This window comes from Chryseobacterium sp. HNCC26DJ239, from assembly GCF_057180445.1.
This window is the reverse complement of record NZ_JBXUGJ010000007.1, coordinates 41,003-61,493: the sequence shown is the minus strand read 5'-3', so window position 1 is coordinate 61,493 and position 20,491 is coordinate 41,003. Positions and strand designations below refer to the sequence as shown.

The 20,491-nt window shown below is 34.3% G+C and carries 18 protein-coding genes; 10 read left to right on the top strand and 8 right to left on the bottom strand.

Annotated elements, in window-relative coordinates:
• Positions 1–32: 32 nt before the first annotated feature.
• Both AC2A1D_RS15460 and AC2A1D_RS15455 read right to left on the bottom strand, forming a co-directional pair.
• Complete coding sequence (locus AC2A1D_RS15460; RefSeq protein ID WP_484044476.1) at positions 33–1,262, bottom strand: ABC transporter permease; 1,230 nt, start codon at positions 1,260–1,262, stop codon at positions 33–35.
• A gap of 153 nt (positions 1,263–1,415) precedes the next feature.
• Positions 1,416–2,105: an ABC transporter ATP-binding protein gene (locus AC2A1D_RS15455; RefSeq protein WP_484044475.1), complete on the bottom strand. Its 690-nt coding sequence runs from the start codon at positions 2,103–2,105 to the stop codon at positions 1,416–1,418.
• 435 nt (positions 2,106–2,540) lie between these two features.
• Between AC2A1D_RS15455 and AC2A1D_RS15450 the strand changes: the two genes are divergently transcribed.
• The 5 genes from AC2A1D_RS15450 to AC2A1D_RS15430 all read left to right on the top strand — a co-directional run bounded on the left by AC2A1D_RS15450 (position 2,541) and on the right by AC2A1D_RS15430 (position 7,291).
• Positions 2,541–3,515 carry a ribonucleotide-diphosphate reductase subunit beta gene (locus AC2A1D_RS15450; RefSeq protein WP_484044474.1) on the top strand — a complete coding sequence of 325 codons (975 nt, stop codon included), beginning with the start codon at positions 2,541–2,543 and terminating at the stop codon, positions 3,513–3,515.
• A 673-nt stretch (positions 3,516–4,188) separates the two neighbouring features.
• The gene (locus AC2A1D_RS15445) at positions 4,189–5,847 is read left to right on the top strand and encodes a ribonucleoside-diphosphate reductase subunit alpha (RefSeq protein ID WP_484044473.1); all 1,659 of its coding nucleotides are present in this window, start codon (positions 4,189–4,191) and stop codon (positions 5,845–5,847) included.
• Positions 5,848–6,035: 188 nt separating this feature from the next.
• Positions 6,036–6,491, top strand: coding sequence for a hypothetical protein (locus AC2A1D_RS15440; RefSeq protein ID WP_484044472.1), 456 nt, complete (start codon positions 6,036–6,038; stop codon positions 6,489–6,491).
• Entirely contained in the window at positions 6,488–6,688 is a 201-nt protein-coding gene (locus AC2A1D_RS15435; protein ID WP_484044471.1) for a helix-turn-helix transcriptional regulator, read from the top strand. Before AC2A1D_RS15440 ends, AC2A1D_RS15435 begins: the two co-directional genes overlap by 4 nt.
• Positions 6,689–6,691: 3 nt before the next feature.
• Complete coding sequence (locus AC2A1D_RS15430) at positions 6,692–7,291, top strand: hypothetical protein (protein ID WP_484044470.1); 600 nt, start codon at positions 6,692–6,694, stop codon at positions 7,289–7,291.
• Between the two features lie 191 nt (positions 7,292–7,482).
• Here AC2A1D_RS15430 and AC2A1D_RS15425 read toward each other — a convergent pair whose 3' ends face one another.
• Positions 7,483–9,231: a T9SS type A sorting domain-containing protein gene (locus tag AC2A1D_RS15425; RefSeq protein ID WP_484044469.1), complete on the bottom strand. Its 1,749-nt coding sequence runs from the start codon at positions 9,229–9,231 to the stop codon at positions 7,483–7,485.
• A 249-nt stretch (positions 9,232–9,480) separates the two neighbouring features.
• Here AC2A1D_RS15425 and AC2A1D_RS15420 point away from each other — a divergent pair, with 249 nt between their 5' ends.
• The 3 genes from AC2A1D_RS15420 to AC2A1D_RS15410 are packed head-to-tail and all read left to right on the top strand — an operon-like array spanning position 9,481 to position 13,126.
• Entirely contained in the window at positions 9,481–11,070 is a 1,590-nt protein-coding gene (locus tag AC2A1D_RS15420; RefSeq protein WP_484044468.1) for a helix-turn-helix domain-containing protein, read from the top strand.
• Positions 11,067–12,200 (top strand): tetratricopeptide repeat protein, encoded by a 1,134-nt coding sequence (locus AC2A1D_RS15415; protein WP_484044467.1) that lies wholly within the window; start codon positions 11,067–11,069, stop codon positions 12,198–12,200. Before AC2A1D_RS15420 ends, AC2A1D_RS15415 begins: the two co-directional genes overlap by 4 nt.
• A gap of 35 nt (positions 12,201–12,235) precedes the next feature.
• A complete protein-coding gene (locus AC2A1D_RS15410) occupies positions 12,236–13,126 on the top strand; it encodes a DUF72 domain-containing protein (protein WP_484044466.1) in 891 nt (296 codons plus the stop codon).
• Here the strand turns inward: AC2A1D_RS15410 and AC2A1D_RS15405 are convergent.
• The 5 genes from AC2A1D_RS15405 to AC2A1D_RS15385 all read right to left on the bottom strand — a co-directional run bounded on the left by AC2A1D_RS15405 (position 13,123) and on the right by AC2A1D_RS15385 (position 18,891).
• Entirely contained in the window at positions 13,123–13,716 is a 594-nt protein-coding gene (locus AC2A1D_RS15405; protein ID WP_484044465.1) for a hypothetical protein, read from the bottom strand. The two genes, AC2A1D_RS15410 and AC2A1D_RS15405, sit on opposite strands and share 4 nt — an antisense overlap.
• 37 nt (positions 13,717–13,753) lie before the next feature.
• Positions 13,754–14,398: an HD domain-containing protein gene (locus tag AC2A1D_RS15400; protein ID WP_484044464.1), complete on the bottom strand. Its 645-nt coding sequence runs from the start codon at positions 14,396–14,398 to the stop codon at positions 13,754–13,756.
• A complete protein-coding gene (locus AC2A1D_RS15395; RefSeq protein ID WP_484044463.1) occupies positions 14,395–15,240 on the bottom strand; it encodes an alpha/beta hydrolase family protein in 846 nt (281 codons plus the stop codon). Before AC2A1D_RS15395 ends, AC2A1D_RS15400 begins: the two co-directional genes overlap by 4 nt.
• Before the next feature lie 315 nt (positions 15,241–15,555).
• Positions 15,556–16,191 carry a DUF4241 domain-containing protein gene (locus tag AC2A1D_RS15390; RefSeq protein WP_484044462.1) on the bottom strand — a complete coding sequence of 212 codons (636 nt, stop codon included), beginning with the start codon at positions 16,189–16,191 and terminating at the stop codon, positions 15,556–15,558.
• 69 nt (positions 16,192–16,260) lie between these two features.
• Positions 16,261–18,891, bottom strand: coding sequence for a valine--tRNA ligase (locus AC2A1D_RS15385; RefSeq protein WP_484044461.1), 2,631 nt, complete (start codon positions 18,889–18,891; stop codon positions 16,261–16,263).
• A 127-nt stretch (positions 18,892–19,018) separates the two neighbouring features.
• Between AC2A1D_RS15385 and AC2A1D_RS15380 the strand changes: the two genes are divergently transcribed.
• Both AC2A1D_RS15380 and AC2A1D_RS15375 read left to right on the top strand, forming a co-directional pair.
• Positions 19,019–19,513, top strand: a complete 495-nt coding sequence (locus tag AC2A1D_RS15380; protein WP_484044460.1) for a DUF1573 domain-containing protein — start codon at positions 19,019–19,021, stop codon at positions 19,511–19,513.
• A gap of 80 nt (positions 19,514–19,593) precedes the next feature.
• On the top strand, positions 19,594–20,463 hold the full coding sequence (locus AC2A1D_RS15375; RefSeq protein WP_484044459.1) for a PPK2 family polyphosphate kinase: 870 nt from the start codon (positions 19,594–19,596) through the stop codon (positions 20,461–20,463).
• The last annotated feature ends 28 nt before the right edge of the window (positions 20,464–20,491 follow it).

The following is a 20,491-nucleotide window of genomic DNA, read 5'->3' as shown; positions in this document are numbered from 1 at the left end:
TTCTTTATTTATAATTGATGAATGATGCTAAATTATTCTGTTCTTAACGCTTCAATTGGTTTAATTTTCGAAGCTCTGTAGGCAGGAACAAAACCTGCAATTAAACCAGAAAATACCAACGCGATAAATGCCATTACTATTTCTGTAACTCCTACGCTTGGATTTTTTATGAAATAAGTTTCTAAGCTATCCCCAATAAGATGAAGTGTTAAAATCCCAACAGCTACGCCTACCAAACCAGACACGACGGTAATTACCACGCTTTCTTGAACGATAAGGCCTACAATACTTTTAGGTTTTGCACCAATAGCTTTTCTCACCCCAATTTCTTTGGTACGTTCTTTTACAATGTAAACCATAATGTTGCTGATTCCGATTATACCTGCGAGAAGCGTTCCCAAGCCAATAAACCCTACAATTGCTGTGAGTACTGCCAAAAACACAAAAGTGTCATTCATGTTTTGTGCATTATTCCAAACACGCACTCCGTTTTCGTCATTAGGCGAGACATTTTTTCGCGATTTCAATTTACTTTCCAGTTCCTCACCATATTTTATGGCTTGGTCAGGCGTAAGATTTTCATTATACGCAATATAGACTGTACTTACCGTATCTGAACCTTTTTTCATTTGCTGGAGTGTAGAAATAGGTACAGAAATATGTCTTTCGTCCCAATCTCCTCCATCATCTGAGAAAACTCCAATTACTTTAAACATGGTTCCGTTGATGTCGATTTCTTTTCCAACCGGATTCCCGTTTTTTATGAGGTCGCGTTGTACCATTCTTCCGATTACCGCAACTTGTTGTTTATTTTGCAAATCATTCGGAGAAAGATATCTTCCTTCTAAAATCTTTCTGTTTTCGATGTATTTTTCTTCAGTTCCTGCTCCGTTAATTTGGTAGTTTCCACTTTCTTTTCCGTATTTCACCAAAAGATTTGCGGTATATCTCGGACTTGCGTAGCCTACTTTTTCTTTATCTGCATTTACTAGAAAATCATAATCATCATTATTCATCGTAACTTCACGGTCAGACTGAAGACCTTTATAAGCCTCCGTAGTTCTTCCTGTAAAAATAGATATAAGATTTTGAGCATCTCTTGCGAAACCCTCCGTAAATGCATTCTGAAGCCCTTTTCCTATCCCAAAAAGAACAATAAAAATAAAAAGTCCCAATGCTACGGTAAACCCAGAAAGCACCGTACGCAAAACATTACTGCGTATCGAACTGAATATTTCTTGCCAACGATCTAGATCAAACATATTCTTTGAGTTTGAAGCGGGAAGTTAGATGCTAGAAGTTTTCAAACCTACCGCTGATTTTTTTATTTAATAATAAACATTTGTAATTATGAACGATTCTGAAATTACGAGAATCATATAAACTTCCCACTTCCATCATCCATCATCCAACCTCTACAATACAAGCTGCTTAATAAACTCGTCGCTTTCGATGATGCCGTCTTTTAAAACTACGTTTCTTTTGGTTTGTGCGGCAACGTCTGGTTCGTGCGTTACAACGATGATGGTTTTGCCTTCATTATTAATTTCCTGAAGAAGCTTCATAATATCATGCGTTGTTTTAGAATCTAAAGCTCCGGTTGGCTCATCGGCTAAAACTACTTTTGGATCGGTAATTAAAGCTCTTGCAATCGCAACCCTTTGCTTTTGCCCACCCGAAAGTTCGTTTGGTAAATGATTTGCCCATTGCGCCAAACCTACTTTCTCTAAATATTCCATCGCTTTTTGATTACGCTCCTTTCTTGGAACATTTTGATAATACAAAGGAAGCGCAACGTTGTCGAGCGCAGATTTATATCCGATAAGATTAAACGATTGGAAAATAAAACCTAAGAAACGACTTCTATATTCAGCTGCTTTTATTTCAGTTAAATGTTCAATAGGAATTCCGTCTAATTCATAAATTCCTGAATCTTTCTCGTCCAAAATCCCAATAATATTAAGAAGGGTAGACTTTCCGGAACCCGAACTTCCCATAATAGAAACAAACTCCCCTGCTTCTATCGTAAGATTGATGCCCTTCAAAACATGAAGTTTACTTTTCCCGGTGTCGTATGACTTGTGTAAATCTTGAATTACTAACATTGAGCGATCATTGTTTTAGTTCTCAATAAGTAGCAGAGAGAAAAGATTTGTTACAAACTTAAAAATGAATTTAAAAAAAAGATATGTTTAACTTTAAATGCCTAATAAATAATATATTTTAAAAAACTGTTTAATTCTATATCACACAGAAACTGCATTTAAAAGCCATAAAGTACTCTAAACCAATAACAGAGCGAGTTTCGGGTAATTGTGGAAAACTTTTCGGTCTAAAAGTCAAAGATTTAGGCTTTTACCCTTTCAAAATAAGGCGTTGTTTTCTAACTTTGTGCTTCGCAGGAAACAGGATAGGATGAGGAGGAAAAGTGGATAACTTTACAAAGCAACACGCTGAATTTCAAACCAATAATTATATCCTGATATTTTTACACACAGATCATTTAATTTAGTTTATTTAAAAAAGTAATTGTTTTACGTATGGGAATTTTTGACAAAAGAGTAAGTTATAAGCCATTTGAATATCCTGAAGTTCTTCAGTTTGTTGAAGCCATCAACAAATCTTTCTGGGTACATTCCGAAGTAGATTTCACAGCAGATATACAGGATTTCCATTCACAATTGGAGCCGCACGAGAAAAACGCGATTAAAAATGCCCTACTTGCAATTGCACAGATTGAAGTAAATGTAAAAACTTTCTGGGGTAATCTTTACCACCACTTACCAAAACCAGAACTGAATGGTTTGGGAGCCACTTTTGCAGAATGCGAATTCCGTCATTCTGAAGCTTATTCTAGACTTTTGGAAGTTTTAGGATACAATGACGAGTTCCTAAACGTTGTAGAAATTCCTGCCGTAAAAAACAGAATCGAATTTTTAGGAAACGCCTTGAAGCACGCTAACTCTGCAACGCCAAAAGAATACGTTTCTGCACTTCTATTATTCAGTATTTTGGTAGAAAACGTTTCGCTTTTCTCACAATTTGCCATCATCCTTTCTTTCACAAGATTTAAAGGATTCATGAAAAATGTTTCCAACATTATTGCATGGACTTCTGTAGACGAGCAAATTCACGCCAATGCAGGGATTTACCTTATCAACAAAATCAGAGAAGAGCAACCAGACCTTTTAACAGACAGCGATATTGAAGACATCTACACATTGGTAGACGAATCTATCGAAAGAGAAGGCGACATTCTTTCTTGGATTTTCGAGCTTGGTGAAATCGATAACGTATCTAAAGAAGACCTACTAAACTTTATGAAATACCGTGTTGACGACAGCTTAAAGAAAATCAACATGAAAACAAAATACAACGTAACACCAGAACAATACAGACCAATGGTTTGGTTTGAAGAAGAAGTTTTCGCTAATTCTATGGACGATTTCTTCGCAAAAAGACCGGTAGATTACACAAAACACGATAAAAGTATTACAGCGAACGATTTGTTTTAAATTCAAGATTTAAAATTGAGGATTTAAAATTCCTCTTCTTTGAAGGGGTGGCAAAAATTTAGAAAATTTTTGACAGACTAGTTTTTGGGCGCCTTTATCCGCCTTCCGCTCCCGCTTTTTTGTAATTGCTCTTCGCAATCACAAAAAGAGCTCCGCTCAAGTCGGGGCGCGAGCGAAGCGAGCGCCAAAACAGTTAGTATTAGAGACATAAAAAGAACCTAACGGGTTTTAAAAACCCGTTAGGTTTGCTTGAAAATAAAAACTCAAAACTTTGTCAAAGTAATCTTCTTTGAAAACAAACTTTGACAATGTAGAAAAAACATCATTAGGAACGGGCTTTAGCCCGTTTTCAATGATATAAAAAGTGAATTTGGCTTTAGCCAAAATAAAAAAGACAACTTCCTTTCCCTTGAAAAGATAAACGGAAACGTCTTTTTAGCCCCGATGGAAGTGGCATCCTTTTTTCTTGGTGACCGAGCACACTTTCGCGGTGACTGAGCGTACTTTCAAATTGATTGAGTGTACTTTCACGGTGACTGAGCGTAACCGAAGTCACCAAGAAAAAAGATAAAACGGACAGCGGGACCGACAGTGAAAAGAGAAACTACAATTTCTCGCTCCTAAAAAAATAAAAAAACAGTGTACATCGTACATTTTGATAATTGAGATGAATATGGAAGAACAAAATACAAATATTTGGTGGCTCAACGAAGAATCTGAGCAAATGTTGAACAGAGGTTACCTTCTAAAAGGTGAAACCGTAGAAGGAGCCATCGACAGAATTACCACTGCAGCGGCAAAAAGACTTTACAAGCCTGAATTACAACCGGCTTTCAAAGAAATGATTACCAAAGGATGGATTAGTTTCTCTTCTCCGGTTTGGGCAAATATGGGAACGCAGAGAGGTCTTCCAATCTCATGCTTCAACGTACATATTCCAGACAGTATTGAAGGAATTACCCACAAAATGGGCGAAGTGATTATGCAAACCAAAATTGGTGGCGGAACTTCTGGATATTTCGGAGAACTTCGTAACCGTGGAACTGCGGTAACAGACAATGGTAAATCTTCAGGAGCAGTTTCTTTCATGAAGCTTTTTGATACTGCGATGGATGTGGTTTCTCAAGGTGGGGTAAGAAGAGGTGCTTTTGCTGCATATTTGGATATTGACCACGGCGATATTGAAGAATTTTTATCAATTAAAGATATCGGAAGCCCAATTCAGAACTTATTTACCGGTGTTTGCGTTCCAGATTACTGGATGCAAGACATGATTGACGGTGATATGGAAAAACGTAAAGTTTGGGCAAGAGTTTTGGAAAGCCGCCAACAAAAAGGTCTTCCTTATATTTTCTTTACCGACAATGTTAACAGAAACAAACCTCAAGTTTATAAAGACCTTGGTTTAGCGGTTAATGCAAGTAATTTGTGTTCAGAAATTATGCTTCCGTCTACAAGAGAAGAATCTTTCATTTGCTGTCTTTCTTCTATGAACTTAGAATTGTACGACGAGTGGAAAGATACAGATGCCGTAAAATTGGCAATCTATTTCTTAGACGCTGTTTTATCTGAATTTATCGACAAAACCGAAGGAAACTATTACTTACAAGGTGCAAGAAACTTTGCAATGCGTCACAGAGCTTTAGGTTTAGGTGTTTTAGGATATCATTCTTACCTTCAGAAAAACATGATTCCGTTTGAAAGTTTTGAGGCAACACAATTCAATGCAAGAGCTTTCAGAAGAATTAAAGAACAGGCTGAAATCGCTTCAAGAGAATTGGCAAACATCTACGGTGAACCAGAAATCTTGAAAGGATACGGTTTAAGAAATACAACCGTAATGGCAATTGCTCCTACAACGTCAAGCTCGGCTATTTTAGGGCAAACTTCTCCTGGAATTGAGCCATTTGCTTCCAACTACTACAAAGCTGGTTTGGCAAAAGGAAACTTCATGCGTAAGAACAAATATCTTGCAAAATTATTGGAAGAAAAAGGTTTAGACAACGAAGAAACTTGGAGAACAATTATGTTGAACCACGGTTCTGTACAGCATTTAAAAGAGTTGACAGACGAAGAAAAAGCAGTATTTAAAACGTTTAAAGAGATTTCTCCAATGGAGATTATTTCTCAGGCGGCGCAAAGACAGCAGTATATTGACCAAGCTCAGTCTTTGAACCTCCAAATTCCTTCTACAATGCCTGTAAAAGACGTAAACTATCTTTACATTGAAGCCTGGAAGAAAGGCGTAAAAACGTTATACTACCAAAGAAGTTCTTCTGTTTCTAAAGAATTAATGGTGAATTTCGTGAGCTGTTCAGCTTGTGAAGCTTAACCCTTCGACTTCGCTCAAAATTTAGAGCCAAGTAAAAAGTAAAAAGAGCCAATTTTGATGGCTACTAAATATATAATTAACCGTAGAAAATTTTTCTGCGGTTTTTTTTTGAATTAAAAATGTAAAACATTTTTTACATTTTGTAAAGTTTTTATTACATTTGAATTATCAATTTAAAAATATTAGATATGAAAACATTACAGCTTTTTCCGCATGGCTTTAAAAAGATGGGTTGGTTTATTTTTATTCCGTCATTAATCATGGGAATTCTGACACTTTCTGATGTATTGAAGAATGTTGAAATTTCAGTTCCTGTTTTCTTTAACAATGGATTGTCATTTACAGGTGATGATGTTGGTTTCTTTAAAACGACAACAATCGATTTATTTCCGAATCTTTTTGGAATTTTAATTATCATCGGAGGAATTCTTGTTGGTTTCTCGAAAGAACAAACAGAAGACGAGTACATTTCAAGCCTCAGATTGCGATCTGTTTTTTGGAGTCTCATTGTTTCGTACTCTTTTATTTTGCTTTTATTTGTAACCGTTTTCGGAAGCGTTTTCTTTACAATGATGATTCTTATTATGTTTTTACCTTTGGTTTTGTACGTTTTTAGGTTTAATTATTTACTGTTGAAAAAATGAAAAATACCATCAAAGTAGAACGAGCATTAAAGAGCATCACGCAGGAAGATTTAGCCAAAATCATTGGAGTTTCCAGGCAAACCATCAATGCTATGGAAGCCGGAAAATACGTTCCATCCACAGTTTTAGCCTTAAAAATCGCTAAACATTTCGGTAAAAAAATAGAAGATATTTTTGAATTGGAACCTGAAGATTAAAACATGATGAAGCAAATAATCACCATAGTTCTTTTATTAATTTCAACTTCTTTATTTTGTCAATCGAAAATTTACGCTTTTATAGGCAAAAAAATATCTGTTGAAAGAGTTCCTTCTGGAAATAGCTTCTATTTGAAATACAAAAATGTGTACAAGGTTGAAAAATCTTTTGACGAAGAAATTAGTACCGACACCATTAGTTTTGATTCTTATACGCACATGAATCAAATTCAGTATTCATTTTACGATTATGTTATTATTTATTTGGTAAAAGACGAAACTGGAAAATTAGTGCATAAAAGAACGTATTATACCCCAATTATTTTAAATGAAAATAGAACTTGGTATGGCTTTAATATATCTGACAATGATTTTGAAAATTATAAATCGTTTTCAAGCAAAAAACTGAGAATTAGAAAAAACCTTAAAATCGTTAAACAGAAATATTCGGAGATTAAAAAAAGAAAATATTTGATTCAAGCTTCTTTTCCTGAAAAATTTTTCACTCCACTCAATCGAAACACGGTAAAAGTAAAAATGCTCAAGAACGCAGATAGTCTTTATCATGAAAATAAGAAAGCTATTTTTGGATTGAAAAATTAAATGAAAAATAAGATTGAGCTCCCGCGAAATTCTGTTTCTACAACAAAATATATCGTTACAAAGGTTTTGCTCCTCCGGAGCAAAAAATAATTTAACCAACGGAATCCTACTAAGATTCCGTTTTATTTTACATAAAAAAAACCACTGCGAAAATTCGCAGTGATTCATTAAAATAGGAATATGATGAAAAATTACTTTTTAATTAATTTGTGAGAGATCCAAGAATCTCCAACTTTTATATTCATGATGTAGTTTCCGGTTTGAAGTTGTGCTACATTTACGGTATTGTTTACAACTTCTCCTTTTCCTACGACTCTACCTTCCATTGAGAAGATTTCGTATTTAGTTACTTTTTCGTTTGTTTTGATGGTTACAAAATCTACGGCTGGATTTGGATAAATTCCAAAATTCTTTGGTGTTTTTGTAATATCATTGGTTGCTAAGAAAGATTCTGAAATTACCGACCAGAAAATATCTCTTTGCGCAATATTTGAGAATGCAGCAACACCAGAGAAAGGATTTACATCGATACCTGTAGATTGGAAAGCTCCATAAACCATAATTTTATTACCGTTAAGGATTTCTAATTTCCCATTATCTTCAGTTCCTAAATCTCCATACACTAAATGTTGCATATAACCTCCAGTTGAAGAAATTTTAACCAGGAAAATATCCGTTCCGTTTGCAGTTGCAGAAGCTACCCCCGCTCCTGTATCGAAGTCTGCTGTTCCAGCAAAATCACCCGTAATTAAAACAGTTCCATTCATTTCTTCAATATCATTTACCTGGTCTATAGAAGTTGTTGCACCACCATAGGTATTGGTAAACTGATACGTTCCAGAAGTTGAAAATTTACTAACAAACCCATCTATAGAACCACTCGGAGTGATTGAATTTACACCAGAAGAAGGATCGAAATCTGTTACTCCAGAAACATAACCTCCAATATAAACACCACTAGATAGAACTTTTACTACATTAGGAATATCTGCGGCAGTACTTCCGAACGTATTTGCCCAAAGATAATTTCCGTTGGAGTCGTATTTCGCTAGGTAAACATCATAATTACCATTAGAAGTGAAATTAGCAGTTGCAGTTGGATCTGGATTAAGATCAATACTTCCAATAAATTGACCAACAATATAAATGTTGTTTGAAGCGTCGATAGCAAGATCATTAGGTTTTGTAATACCTCCTGTTCCAATAAATGTCTTTACCCAAGCAAAAGCTCCACTCGATGTAATTTTTAGCAAGAAACCATCTGCATTACTTGCTGCACCATTATCTGCAGTTAAAACGTTAGAAACATTTGGGTCTGGATCAAAATCTGCAAGAATATAATTTCCTACCATATAAATATCACCGTTACTATCAACTCTAATAGCTGTAATATCCTCGTTTGCGGCAGCTCCTGTAGGATTACTAATTTGCCTTGCCCAAACAAAATTACCATTGCTGTCTAGTTTAATAATAAAACCATCACGACTTTGGATTATGGCAGGTTGAGACAACCAATACTCATCAGAATTAGGTGTAGAATACAGACCATCATCATCTAAACTCGCTGGGTTTGCATCGAAAGAGTTACTTCCAGAACCTTGAAAATATCCTACCAAATAAATATTATTATTACTATCTACTGCTACATCTACAGCTGCATTTGCTGGAATCCCTTGAAAACTTTTTACCCAAACTGGGTTTCCGTTAGCATCATGTTTTGTTAAATAACCATCGGCTGTACCTCCTACAGCATTTATTACATTTGCACCAAAATTGATTGATCCCTGATAAATTCCTGTAGTATACACATTACCATTAGAGTCTTTTGCAGCTTTATTGGGAAAATCCATACCTGCACCTCCATACACTCCTCCCGTATAATAAGTTTGCCCGAAAACGGTAAAACCTATAATTAAAAAAAGAAAAGAAAAAATTTTCATTAGATCGTTTTAGTTCGTTTTTAATGATATTTAACAATGCGAATTTACTCTAGTTACTTATCATAAGAAAGAAATAGGGTTTGTAAATTCTAGAAATTCAGTATTAAAAAATACACAACACATTACATTTCAATAATTTACAAATAAACTTGAAATATTATGTAAAAACCAACATTCCCGAATTATGTTAGGGAAATAGATATTTTTTAACTCAAAAAAAACCTGTATTTTTGTCACCTAAAGGATATTTTGAAATACATACTATCATATACATTACTACTGATCTCTTTTTTTGCGCATGCGCAAGGAAAAGAAGATTATCAATATTTTTTAGATAAAGCGATTGGGAGTATCTACAGTAATCCCGAAACAGGATTGAAGCTCACCCAAGATTTGATGATGAATGATAAAAAAGAAGACCGTCTCTTTTATCAGCACATCGAGGCTCAATCTTATGCATTGCAAGGCGACTACGTAAACGCTGCTAAATCTGTTTTTGATAAAGAAGAAACCCTAAGTAAAGATCACACTGCATTTCATCAGTTTTTTCTTAGTTTTTGCGTTGCAGATCAGTATCAAAACATTGGGCTTTACGAACAATCTCAAAAAGTTATCACCCAACTTTTAGAAGAAGGAGACTTTCCTGATCACCCACAAAGAGATCTTACACTTGCAAAAATTTATCAGTTACAAGCTATTAATTTTGCCATTTTAAAGAAATATGATACCGCTTTAGAGTATTTGGAAAAAAGCAACGCATTAATTCATTCTGAAAGCCAAGAAATTTATATTTTAAGGACTGAAAATCAGCTTTTAAAAGGCACTTCTTATCTCAATCAGAAAAAATTCAAGGATGCTGAATACGAAATACAATCTGTTTTAGACCATAAAAATTTATCCAGATATGTCTTTTTACAAGCTTTAGCTTTAGAAAACTTGGCGAGATTACGTTTTATGCAGCAGCGTTACGCAGAAAGTATAGATCTTCTCCACCAAGCGCAAACTAAAATAACAAATCTAAATTATGACATCTTAGATCTTAAAATTTTTGAAGGACTTTCCAAGGCATATCTTGCAACCAATAATAACACAGAGTTTCAGACCAACAGAGAGCAATATGAAAGTCTGAAAGATAAAATCGATGAAAATAAAAAATCTGCAACAAGCTATTTAGTAGGAATTCTTGAAGATGTAAATAATAAAGAACTGGATTTTTATGAATCAGAATCCGCTTCCAATACAAAAATTATTGTTCTAACAGGGAGTTTCCTTATCCTTTTACTAGGCGGAATTTACTACGCGGTTCATCGAAAAGAAAAAGATCTACAAAAACAGGTAAGTTTCTTTAATAATTATTTTGAAAAAGCAAAAGTAAAAGCAAAAAACGCTCAAAAAGCGGCTTTAAAAGAAGAAAAAATTATTGAAGAAGAGAAAAAGGAAACCATTCCTCCTGCTAAAAAGACAAGTTTGCTTTCACCGGAAAAAGAGCAGGAACTTATTGATAAATTAGAAGATTTTGAAAATTCTGAGCTATTTTTAAGCAAGCAAATGTCTCTTCCTCTACTCGCTTCAGAGCTGGAAACCAATATAAAGTATCTTTCTGAAGTTATTAAAATTCATAAAGAAAAGAAATTCAATTCGTACATCAATGATTTAAGAATTAGACACGTTATCAATCTGCTGAAAACCGATCCTGCGTATCTAAATTACAAGGTAAGTTATCTTGCAGAGATAAGTGGTTTTTCTTCTCACAGCGCATTTACAGCCGTTTTTAAATCTATTACCGGTATGTCTCCGAACGATTTTATTCAACAAATAAACACACAAAAAAAAGCATGAGAAAGCACACTGTTTTATTTTTGATGTTGATGTTGTTTCTTCCTTTAACGACGAAGGCACAAAACAAGTCCAACGATTCTGTATTTAAAGAAATACAGCATTATTTGTATGAAAATCCAGACAAAGCGATAGAAATTTCTAACCAAATAATTGATTCTGAAAAAGATCCTGATAAAAAATTAAAGTATTACCTTTTTCTTGCCAAAGCGTACACCGCAAAAAGAAATTCTGATGCATCTTACAAGACTTTGCTAAAAGCGCAGCAGCTTTTGAAAGATTCTAAAGATTTCACCGCAAAAATTGATGCAATGATTCTTATTGCCATTCAGTATGAGCAAATGGAATTGTACACCAAGAGTTTTGAAATTTTAGATCAAGTAGACACTCTTTGCAATAATCTAAATGCTGAATATGATCTTCAAAAAAATAGTTGGCTAGGCAAAAGCTATGCGATTAAAGGAATTATCTATAAGTCACAAAAAAACAACGAAATTGCTTTAAAGAAATTTTTTACTTCTATTCAAAACTTTGAAAAAGCAGAACAAAACGGACCTACCATTAACAATATAAGCATCGTTTATTACAACATTGGCTATACTTTTATTAACGTAAATAATTTTGTTGAAGCAGAGAAATACTTCAACAGATCTTTAGACTATGCAAAAAAGTCGCAAGCACATAGTTTGGAGGCTTATGCACTGAAAGGTTTAGCAGATCTGAATTCGCAGAGAGACAATCCTCAAAAAGCGGTCGAGCTGCTCGAAATTGCTAAAGTAAAAGCTCAAAATATTGGCGATTTGGTTTTAAGTGAAGGAATTTATAAAGGTTTAGCAGATAATTATTTAAGTCTTGGAAACTTTCAAAAGCATGTAGAAAATAATGATTTCTATAAAAAAACTCAATTTCAGAGAGAGCAAAACGAACTAAAATCGATCAATTCTTTTATTAATAATTCTGAAAAGGAAAAAACTGAAAAACTGAATTCTGATAACAGAAAACATCTTATAATCAATATTTTAATCTCAGCATTTGTATTTTTAATCTTGAGTTTCTTGTTGTTGAAGATATTTAAAACGCGTAAGAAAAATCAGGCGCTTAGAAAGCAAATTCAGGAGTTGATTACGCAGTAGTTTACCAAATTTTCTTATCACAAAAAAACATAGCTATGAAATTCGGACAAGTTGAAGATCCTTCAAAAGTAGATTTCACTCTTCCAAAAGACCATTCAAGAACGAAGGAAATTTTAAGCAAAAACAAAAAAGGCTTAGAAAACATCTCGATAGGTTGCGCAAAATGGAACAAAACCGATCTTAAAGGCTTTTACCCAAAAGGTACGAAAGACGAATTGGGATACTACTCTACTCAGTTTAATTCCATTGAATTGAACGCCACTTTCTACGGAATGCCAACTTCTGAACAAGTACAAACCTGGAAAGAAAAAACTCCGAATGATTTTAAATTTTTCCCGAAAATCACCAACACTGTTTCGCATTTCAGAAGACTTTTGAATATTGATGATGTGGTAACGCAATTTGCAACCGCTGTGTTAAATTTTGATGAAAAGCTAGGAATGGTTTTTCTACAGCTTCATGATAATTTCAAACCGAAAGATTACGAAAGATTGGAACAATTTGTAAACAAATGGCCTCAAGAAGTTCCGCTCGCTATCGAACTAAGAAATACAGATTGGTTTACTGATGAAGAAATTTTCGATAAAACCTGTCAGCTTTTTGAAGAGCACAACATTACCAATATTATCGTAGATACAGCGGGAAGAAGAGATATGCTTCACATGAGATTAACGACGCCAACTGCGTTTATAAGATATGTTGGAGCCAATGCAGAAAGCGATTACCAAAGACTTGATGACTGGTTGAAACACCTTAGCGTTTGGAAAGAAGAAGGTTTGCAAAATCTTTACTTTTTCGTGCATCAAAACTTAGAAAAAGCGTCACCGCTTTTGTCTGCGTACTTCATCAAAAACATGAATGAAGAATGGAAAACAGAGCTACACATCCCAATAATGGCGCAAACCACCACTCAGACTTTATTTTAACTTTTTTTGCGTAAAATAAGAACGAGATTAAGGAAAATCAGTAATAAATTCATGGTAACCCAAATTCCTGAAAACATGGTTTCATAATTATAGGCCTCAATCTCTTTTTTTGCTTTTGCCGAGAGTTTTTCGCTTTGATTAATGTAATTCTGAACTTCAACCATTTGGTCGATGTTTTTATTCGGAACAGAATGTTGTGAGAAATAGACCATATTTTTCTTTCCGAGATAACCGGCAATCCAATATTCATCAGAATTTTTCATGTTCAAGTATTCAACCATGTAATATTCAGGTCTAATTTTTCCTACATGAGTGGTTTCTAAAAGAGATCCCGAAGGACTTTTGTTAACTTTTATCAGATAGAAATCTAATGTTTGAGGTAATTTATTAATCAGTTGAAGAGACACAGAATTCTCTACCATTGCAACTGTACTTTTTTTAACAAACCAATACGTAAAAATCGATATAGATACAACAAGACTCAAAATCCTGAAGAGTTTTGACAGTTTTCCTGCCTTTCCGTTTTTTACTTTAGAAAGGAAAAGAGAAAGTACGAGGAGAAAAAAAATCAGTGAAAGAATAAATCCCATAGAGCAAAGATAAGAATTGATTTTTTTAAACTAAAAATTAATCAACATTCCACTCGTTATAAAATTGATCGAGGAAATTGAGCATAAATTGATGTCTTTGTTCTGCAATTTTTTTGCCTTCTTGAGTGTTCATCAAATCTTTTAAAAGCAAAAGCTTTTCGTAGAAATGATTAATGGTTGTACCGTTCGATTTTTTGTATTCTTCTTTCGACATATTTAGCTTTGGAGCAATATCAGGATGATACATCAAATTATTTTTAAAACCACCAAAATTAAACGTTCTGGCAATTCCGATAGCGCCAATTGCATCAATTCTATCGGCATCTTGAACGATTTTCAATTCAATTGGTAAATCTTTTGGAGCTTCGTTTCTGTTTTTAAAAGAAATATTCTGAATCACAAATAAAACTTGAGCAATAGTTTCTTCGTCTACGCTAAAACCTTCCAACAATTCTCTGGAAATTTTTAACGCTAAAGTCTCATCACCATTATGAAATTTCGGATCTGCAATATCGTGCAGCAAAGCTGAAAGTTCTACCACTTCTCCATTACAATTTTCGGTTGCAGCGATTTTTTTTGATAATTTCCAAACCCTTTCGATGTGAAACCAATCGTGGCCTGCTTCTGCCCCTTCTAATTGTTTTTTTACAAATTCTACGGTTTTATCTATTGTTGTAATCATGTTTTATTTAAAAATTCAAAAATAATGTTCCAAAGCTTTTCATTATAGCTTCTAAAGAAATTGATATGCCCAATTTCACCTTTTTCAGATTCCGAAGTTTTTATCAGACGATATTCAGGTTTTAAATTAGAATATGCTTTTTCCAGAAGACTTTTTACACCTTTCTCTGTAAGCCAAACATCGTCTTCTGCATAAACCACAAGAGTTTTCTGATGCAGTTGCTTAGAAAAATCGTCAGTTTTTTCGAGTAATCTGCTGGTAGATTTTCGGTTCAAAATTAAGGTTCTCCAGTCGTAAGCGCAATTTTTTGGAAGACTTTCTCCTAAACCAAACCAATTTCCAGGGAAATATCCTAATAACCAAGTTGATAAAGGCTGTGCAATTCCGAAACCTAAAAATGCTTCAACTTTTGTTTTCGGTTTTAAATTTCCAACGTAAGCGGTTTGAGTTGCAACAAAAATAAATTGTTTGAAGATTTCAGAATTAGGATTCATCCCTAAAATTAAAGCGCCAACAGAATGACCAAGGCAAAACTTGTTGTGATGAGGAAAATTTTGAGTGATAAACTCGGTTATTAATACAAAATCGGTATTTCCCCAAGACCTCATCGATGCTTTGGATTTCTTCAAATTAACCGGTTTTGAAAGCCCAATTCCTTCATAATCGTAGGTAATCACCGTAAAACCTCTTCTTTTAGCGCTTTCTGCAAAAGAAAAGTAAATCTGTTGTCGAACTCCAGTCGCCGAATTAATAAGCAAAAGCTTTGTGGATTCAACTTCCGGACTGAAAATATGAAGACAAATTTTGGCTCCGTTTTGATTGGTGAGAAATTTTCGTTCCATAGCATAAAAACATTCCACCATAAAGGTGGAAAATTATGTTGGTTTAAAAATACGCAATTGCTTTTTTAAGTATGCACTAAATAATTTTGAATGTAAAATTTATAATAAACATCTGTTTTCAATTATAAAAAAATTAACGCAAAGAGCGCAAAGATTTTTCTATGCTATTCGCTGTTTTCAAGTTCACAAAGGCAGAACTACGTTCGTAAAACTGCGTTTTATACTCAGCAAAGCTCTCAAAGTATTTCCAAATATGAAAAAAGAACAGACAAACAATAAAATTATTTGCTTAAGACATTTCCAAAAATTTAAAAACTACTGAATTTCAATAAATTCTGTAACTATTTTCACAGGATTTTTTTGTGCATCAAAACCGATGTAGCTTGCATAAAAACCTTCGCCATATCCTGCTTCAAAAGCAAAAATATTGCCTGCTTTATTTTCAGAAGGCTTAAGAAGTGCAAACTGATCTATCGCTCCATTTTCATCAAAGAAATGATCATGAAAGAACTCTTCATAAATTCCCATGAAATCGTCTCCTTTTCTTTGGAAAAGCTTTTGTTCAAGCTCATTAAGGCTATTTTGAGTATCAACATCCATAAAACAAGCCATTCCGCTTTCTACAGGATACCCAAAAACCTCTTCATCTGTAAGTTCTTTTACATTTTGACCTTTTGTGGTCGCCATTTGCCAATCGCTTACGTCAGAATTATTAAAAATAATCTCTGCATACGCTACGCAATTGCTTTCTCTTTCTTTGTGAAGCAAAACTTGAAAGTCTCCCTTTGGAAATTCTGTTGTAAAAGGAAGCATATCGCTTGTAATCACAGGGTCACAAGCAACCAGTTTACCGCTCGAAAGGTAAATTTTCCCTACTTCAAAACTCTCTAACAATGGGCTTTCCACAAAGTTTTTTGAGAATAATTTTGATATGTTTTTAATGTGTGTCATTATTAATTTTAGGCTAAGATTAAGGTTTAGGCTAAGCCAGAAACTCAACCTTAACCTAAACCTTTTAAATTATAAACTCTTCAGCTTCTCTTCCAAAATTGCAATTTTGTCTAGCGCATCTTTTTGTTTTTTACGCTCTACTTCTACAATTTCAGGTTTTGCGTTGGCAACAAACTTTTCGTTTGAAAGTTTTTTATCTACAGAAACCAAGAAACCTTTTAAATACTTCAATTCTTCCTCAGTTTTAGCTTTTTCTTCAGCTAAATCTAAGTTTTCACTCAAAGGAATTGAAATTTCTGTCGCTCCAACCAGGAAAGTAAAACTAGGTTTATCAGTTTTTGTTCCGAAATGAATTTCAGAAACGTTGGCTAATTTTTTAATCACCGATTCGTTGGCAAATTCTGAAGCATTAGTATAAACTTCCACAGCTTCTCTTGGCGAAATTCCTTTTGTTTGACGGTAATTTCTAACACCAGAAATAATTTCTGAAGCTGTTTCAAAGTTTTGGATGATTTCTTCGCTGAAATTTTCAGCTTTTTTCTGTTGAGCGATTACTAACGCTTCATCAGTTTTTCTTTCGGAAATCAACTGCCAAATTTCTTCCGATTGGAAAGGCATAAATGGATGAATCAACTTCATTAATTCTTCGAAAAGTGAAACCGTTTTATTGTACACTTCTTTAGAAATTCCTTCACCATAATTCGGTTTAATGGCTTCCAAATACCAACCACAGAAATCGTCCCAAATTAACTTATAAATTAAATGTAAAGCATCAGAAATTCTGAATTTTTCAAACTGGTCATTAATTTCAACAATGGTTTTGTTTAATTTATTTTCGAACCATTCAATCGTTTGAAGTTCAGTTGTATTGGCAGGTTTATCTTCATGATTCCACATGTTAATCAAACGGAATGCACTCCAAATTTTCGTCATGAAATTTCTTCCCTGAAGCATCAAATCTTCATCAAAAAGAAGGTCATTTCCTGCCGCAGAACTCAATAAAATCCCAACACGAACTCCATCTGCTCCGTATTTATCCATCAATTCTAAAGGGTCTGGAGAATTTCCTAAAGATTTAGACATCTTTCTTCTTTGCTTATCTCTTACAATCCCTGTAAAATAAACATTTTTGAACGGAACTTCTTTTCTGTACTCCAATCCAGCCATAATCATTCTAGCTACCCAGAAAAAGATAATATCCGGACCTGTTACCAAGTCTGAAGTCGGGTAATAATAATTGATGTCTTTATTTTCAGGGTCTAATAAACCGTCGAAAACCGACATTGGCCACAACCAAGAAGAGAACCATGTATCTAAAGCGTCTTCGTCTTGTCTCAAGTTTCGAGTTTCGAGTTCTGAGTTGCCAGTTTTTTCTTTAGCTAAAGCTAATGCATCTTCGATAGTTTCTGCAACAACGAAATCATTTTCTCCGTCTCCGTAATAGAATGCAGGAATTTGCTGTCCCCACCAAAGCTGACGAGAAATATTCCAATCGCGGATGTTTTCCATCCAGTGTTTGTAGGTGTTTTTAAACTTTTCGGGATAAAATTTCACCTCATCATCCATTACAACATCCAAAGCTGGTTTTGCAATTTCAGACATTTTTAAGAACCACTGAACAGAAACTTTAGGCTCAATAACAGCGCCTGTTCTTTCTGAAGTTCCTACTTTATTTACGTAATCTTCTGCCTTCAACAAAAGATCATTTTCTTCTAATTCTTTAGCAATCTGCTTTCTAACCTCGAATCTGTTTTTACCTGCGTAATGTAAACCGTGTTCATTTAAATTACCATCATCATCCAAAGCATCAATCATTTGAAGATTGTGTTTTTGTCCGATTTCGTAATCGTTGATGTCGTGCGCAGGCGTAATTTTTAAAGCGCCCGTTCCGAATTCAATATCAACATATTCGTCTTCAATGATAGGAATTACTCTGTTTACGATAGGTACGATTACTTTTTTACCTTTTAAATGAGCGTATCTCTCGTCATTTGGATTGATACAAACTGCAGTATCTCCAAAAATCGTTTCAGGACGCGTTGTAGCCACCGATAAATATTCTTCGGTATCTGAGCCAGCCGAAGATTCGATTTTATATTTAAGGAAATATAGTTTTCCGTTTTGTTCTTTGAAGATTACTTCTTCATCAGAAATATTTGTTTTTGCTTCCGGATCCCAGTTTACCATTCTGTAGCCACGATAAATCAATCCTTTATTGTATAAATCAACAAAAGATTTGATCACCTGCTGAGAAAGTTTAGGCTCCATCGTAAAACGAGTTCTATCCCAGTCGCAAGAACAACCTAATTTTTTTAATTGTTCAAGAATGGTACCTCCATATTTATCAGTCCAATCCCAAGCGTGTTTCAAGAATTCTTCTCTGGTAATATCAGACTTGCTGACTCCTTCTGATTTCAGTTTAGCAACAACTTTAGCTTCAGTAGCAATTGAAGCGTGATCTGTTCCCGGAACCCAACAAGCATTAAAGCCTTGCATTCTTGCACGACGGACCAGAACATCTTGAATAGTATTATTAAGCATATGCCCCATGTGTAAGATCCCCGTAACGTTTGGAGGAGGAATTACAACAGTGTACGGCGGCTTATCATTGGGCTCTGAATGGAAGTATTTGTTTTCCAACCAGTAATTGTACCACTTTTGTTCTGTTTCCTGTGGATTGTACTTTTCTGAAATCTGCATAAAATTCTGTTTCTTTACTTTACAATTTGCAAAAATAGTTTAATCTAAAAAAATCCAAGCATTAATTAAAATAATTTTTAACTTTGTTCTTCAAAATTTATCTAACAAACATATTAACATTCAGAATATGAAAAATTTATTGGCAGGAATTGCTTTAATGGGAACATTTGCTTTTGCATCTGCACAAACTATCACTTTTGATACTACTACTTTCGATTATGGTACAATTAAACCAGGATCTGAGGGAACAAGATTCTTTACTGTGACAAATACAGGTGACAAACCTTTGGTTCTTTCTAACGTAAAACCTTCTTGCGGATGTACAGTTCCTGAATGGAGCCAAGATCCTATCTTACCTGGAAAATCTGCGAAAATTAAAGTTGGATACAACACTGCTAATCAAGGACAGTTCAACAAAATGATTGAGGTATTTTCTAACGATCCTGCAAACAGCAGAAGCGTAATCTACATTAAAGGAAATGTAGATCCAAACGCTCCAGAACCAAAACCTCTTACACCAGAAGAATTGAAAGCAAAAGCTGAAGCTGAAAAAAAAGCAGCAAAAATCGCTGAAAAAGAAGCTAAAAAAGCAGCGAAAGCAGCAAAAAGAGCAGCAAACTAATTAGTAAGCATTCAAAAAAATAATAGAAACCATCTCCTATCGAGATGGTTTTTTTGCTATTTTAGTTTAAAATATAGAACATGGACAAAGATTTTTCAGACGATTTTAAGATCAGTAAAAAGTTTTCGATAAAAAAAGCAGATACCGATTATAAAGGTAAATTAACCAAAGAAGAAGGTGAGCAAATTATTATTCAAGAAAAACAAAAACTTCACGAACTTCAAGAAAAACTTTATGCAGACGGAAGCAAATCTCTCTTGGTTGTGCTTCAAGCAATGGATGCAGCAGGAAAAGACAGTTTAATTGAGCATGTTTTCGGTGGTGTAAATCCGCAAGGTTGCCATGTCACAAGTTTTAAAACACCAAGCACAAAAGAGTATTCTCACGATTTTCTGTGGAGACATTATTTAGCATTACCTCAAAAAGGAATGATTGGAATTTTCAACCGTTCTTACTATGAAAGTGTTCTGGTTTGCAAAGTACATCCTGAATATAATCTCAGCGAAAAAACATGGAAATCTGTAGAAAGTTTCGACGAAAAATTTTGGGAAAACCGATATGAAAGCATCAGAAATTTTGAAAAACATCTTGCCAACAACGGAACTACCATTATTAAAATTTTCCTTCATGTCTCTAAAGCTGAACAAAAGAAAAGATTTTTAGACCGAATTAACGAGCAAGAAAAAAACTGGAAATTTTCTCTCGGCGACCTTCCTGAAAGAGCCGTTTTCGAGCAATACATGGAGTGCTACGAAACCGCAATAAATGAAACATCTAAAGAACACGCGCCTTGGTTTGTAATTCCTGCAGACAATAAATGGTTTGCAAGATTAGCCGCCATTCAAATCATTATTGATACTTTAGAAAAAATGGATTTGCAATATCCTGTACTTTCAGAACAAGACCGAAAAGAATTAGATGAAGCAAAGAAACAATTGGAAAACGAATAAGTAAAACTGCCAAGAAAAAGTAAAAAGA

Bases quoted from the DNA above. Each gene is read 5' to 3' on its own strand.
- AC2A1D_RS15435 (WP_484044471.1), top strand. From the start codon at position 6,488: ATGAAAAATACCATCAAAGTAGAACGAGCATTAAAGAGCATCACGCAG.
- AC2A1D_RS15430 (WP_484044470.1), top strand. From the start codon at position 6,692: ATGATGAAGCAAATAATCACCATAGTTCTTTTATTAATTTCAACTTCT.
- AC2A1D_RS15425 (WP_484044469.1), bottom strand. From the start codon at position 9,231: ATGAAAATTTTTTCTTTTCTTTTTTTAATTATAGGTTTTACCGTTTTC.
- AC2A1D_RS15440 (WP_484044472.1), top strand. From the start codon at position 6,036: ATGAAAACATTACAGCTTTTTCCGCATGGCTTTAAAAAGATGGGTTGG.
- AC2A1D_RS15405 (WP_484044465.1), bottom strand. From the start codon at position 13,716: ATGGGATTTATTCTTTCACTGATTTTTTTTCTCCTCGTACTTTCTCTT.
- AC2A1D_RS15455 (WP_484044475.1), bottom strand. From the start codon at position 2,105: ATGTTAGTAATTCAAGATTTACACAAGTCATACGACACCGGGAAAAGT.
- AC2A1D_RS15445 (WP_484044473.1), top strand. From the start codon at position 4,189: ATGGAAGAACAAAATACAAATATTTGGTGGCTCAACGAAGAATCTGAG.
- AC2A1D_RS15415 (WP_484044467.1), top strand. From the start codon at position 11,067: ATGAGAAAGCACACTGTTTTATTTTTGATGTTGATGTTGTTTCTTCCT.
- AC2A1D_RS15395 (WP_484044463.1), bottom strand. From the start codon at position 15,240: ATGGAACGAAAATTTCTCACCAATCAAAACGGAGCCAAAATTTGTCTT.
- AC2A1D_RS15390 (WP_484044462.1), bottom strand. From the start codon at position 16,191: ATGACACACATTAAAAACATATCAAAATTATTCTCAAAAAACTTTGTG.
- AC2A1D_RS15385 (WP_484044461.1), bottom strand. From the start codon at position 18,891: ATGCAGATTTCAGAAAAGTACAATCCACAGGAAACAGAACAAAAGTGG.
- AC2A1D_RS15380 (WP_484044460.1), top strand. From the start codon at position 19,019: ATGAAAAATTTATTGGCAGGAATTGCTTTAATGGGAACATTTGCTTTT.
- AC2A1D_RS15410 (WP_484044466.1), top strand. From the start codon at position 12,236: ATGAAATTCGGACAAGTTGAAGATCCTTCAAAAGTAGATTTCACTCTT.
- AC2A1D_RS15375 (WP_484044459.1), top strand. From the start codon at position 19,594: ATGGACAAAGATTTTTCAGACGATTTTAAGATCAGTAAAAAGTTTTCG.
- AC2A1D_RS15450 (WP_484044474.1), top strand. From the start codon at position 2,541: ATGGGAATTTTTGACAAAAGAGTAAGTTATAAGCCATTTGAATATCCT.
- AC2A1D_RS15460 (WP_484044476.1), bottom strand. From the start codon at position 1,262: ATGTTTGATCTAGATCGTTGGCAAGAAATATTCAGTTCGATACGCAGT.
- AC2A1D_RS15400 (WP_484044464.1), bottom strand. From the start codon at position 14,398: ATGATTACAACAATAGATAAAACCGTAGAATTTGTAAAAAAACAATTA.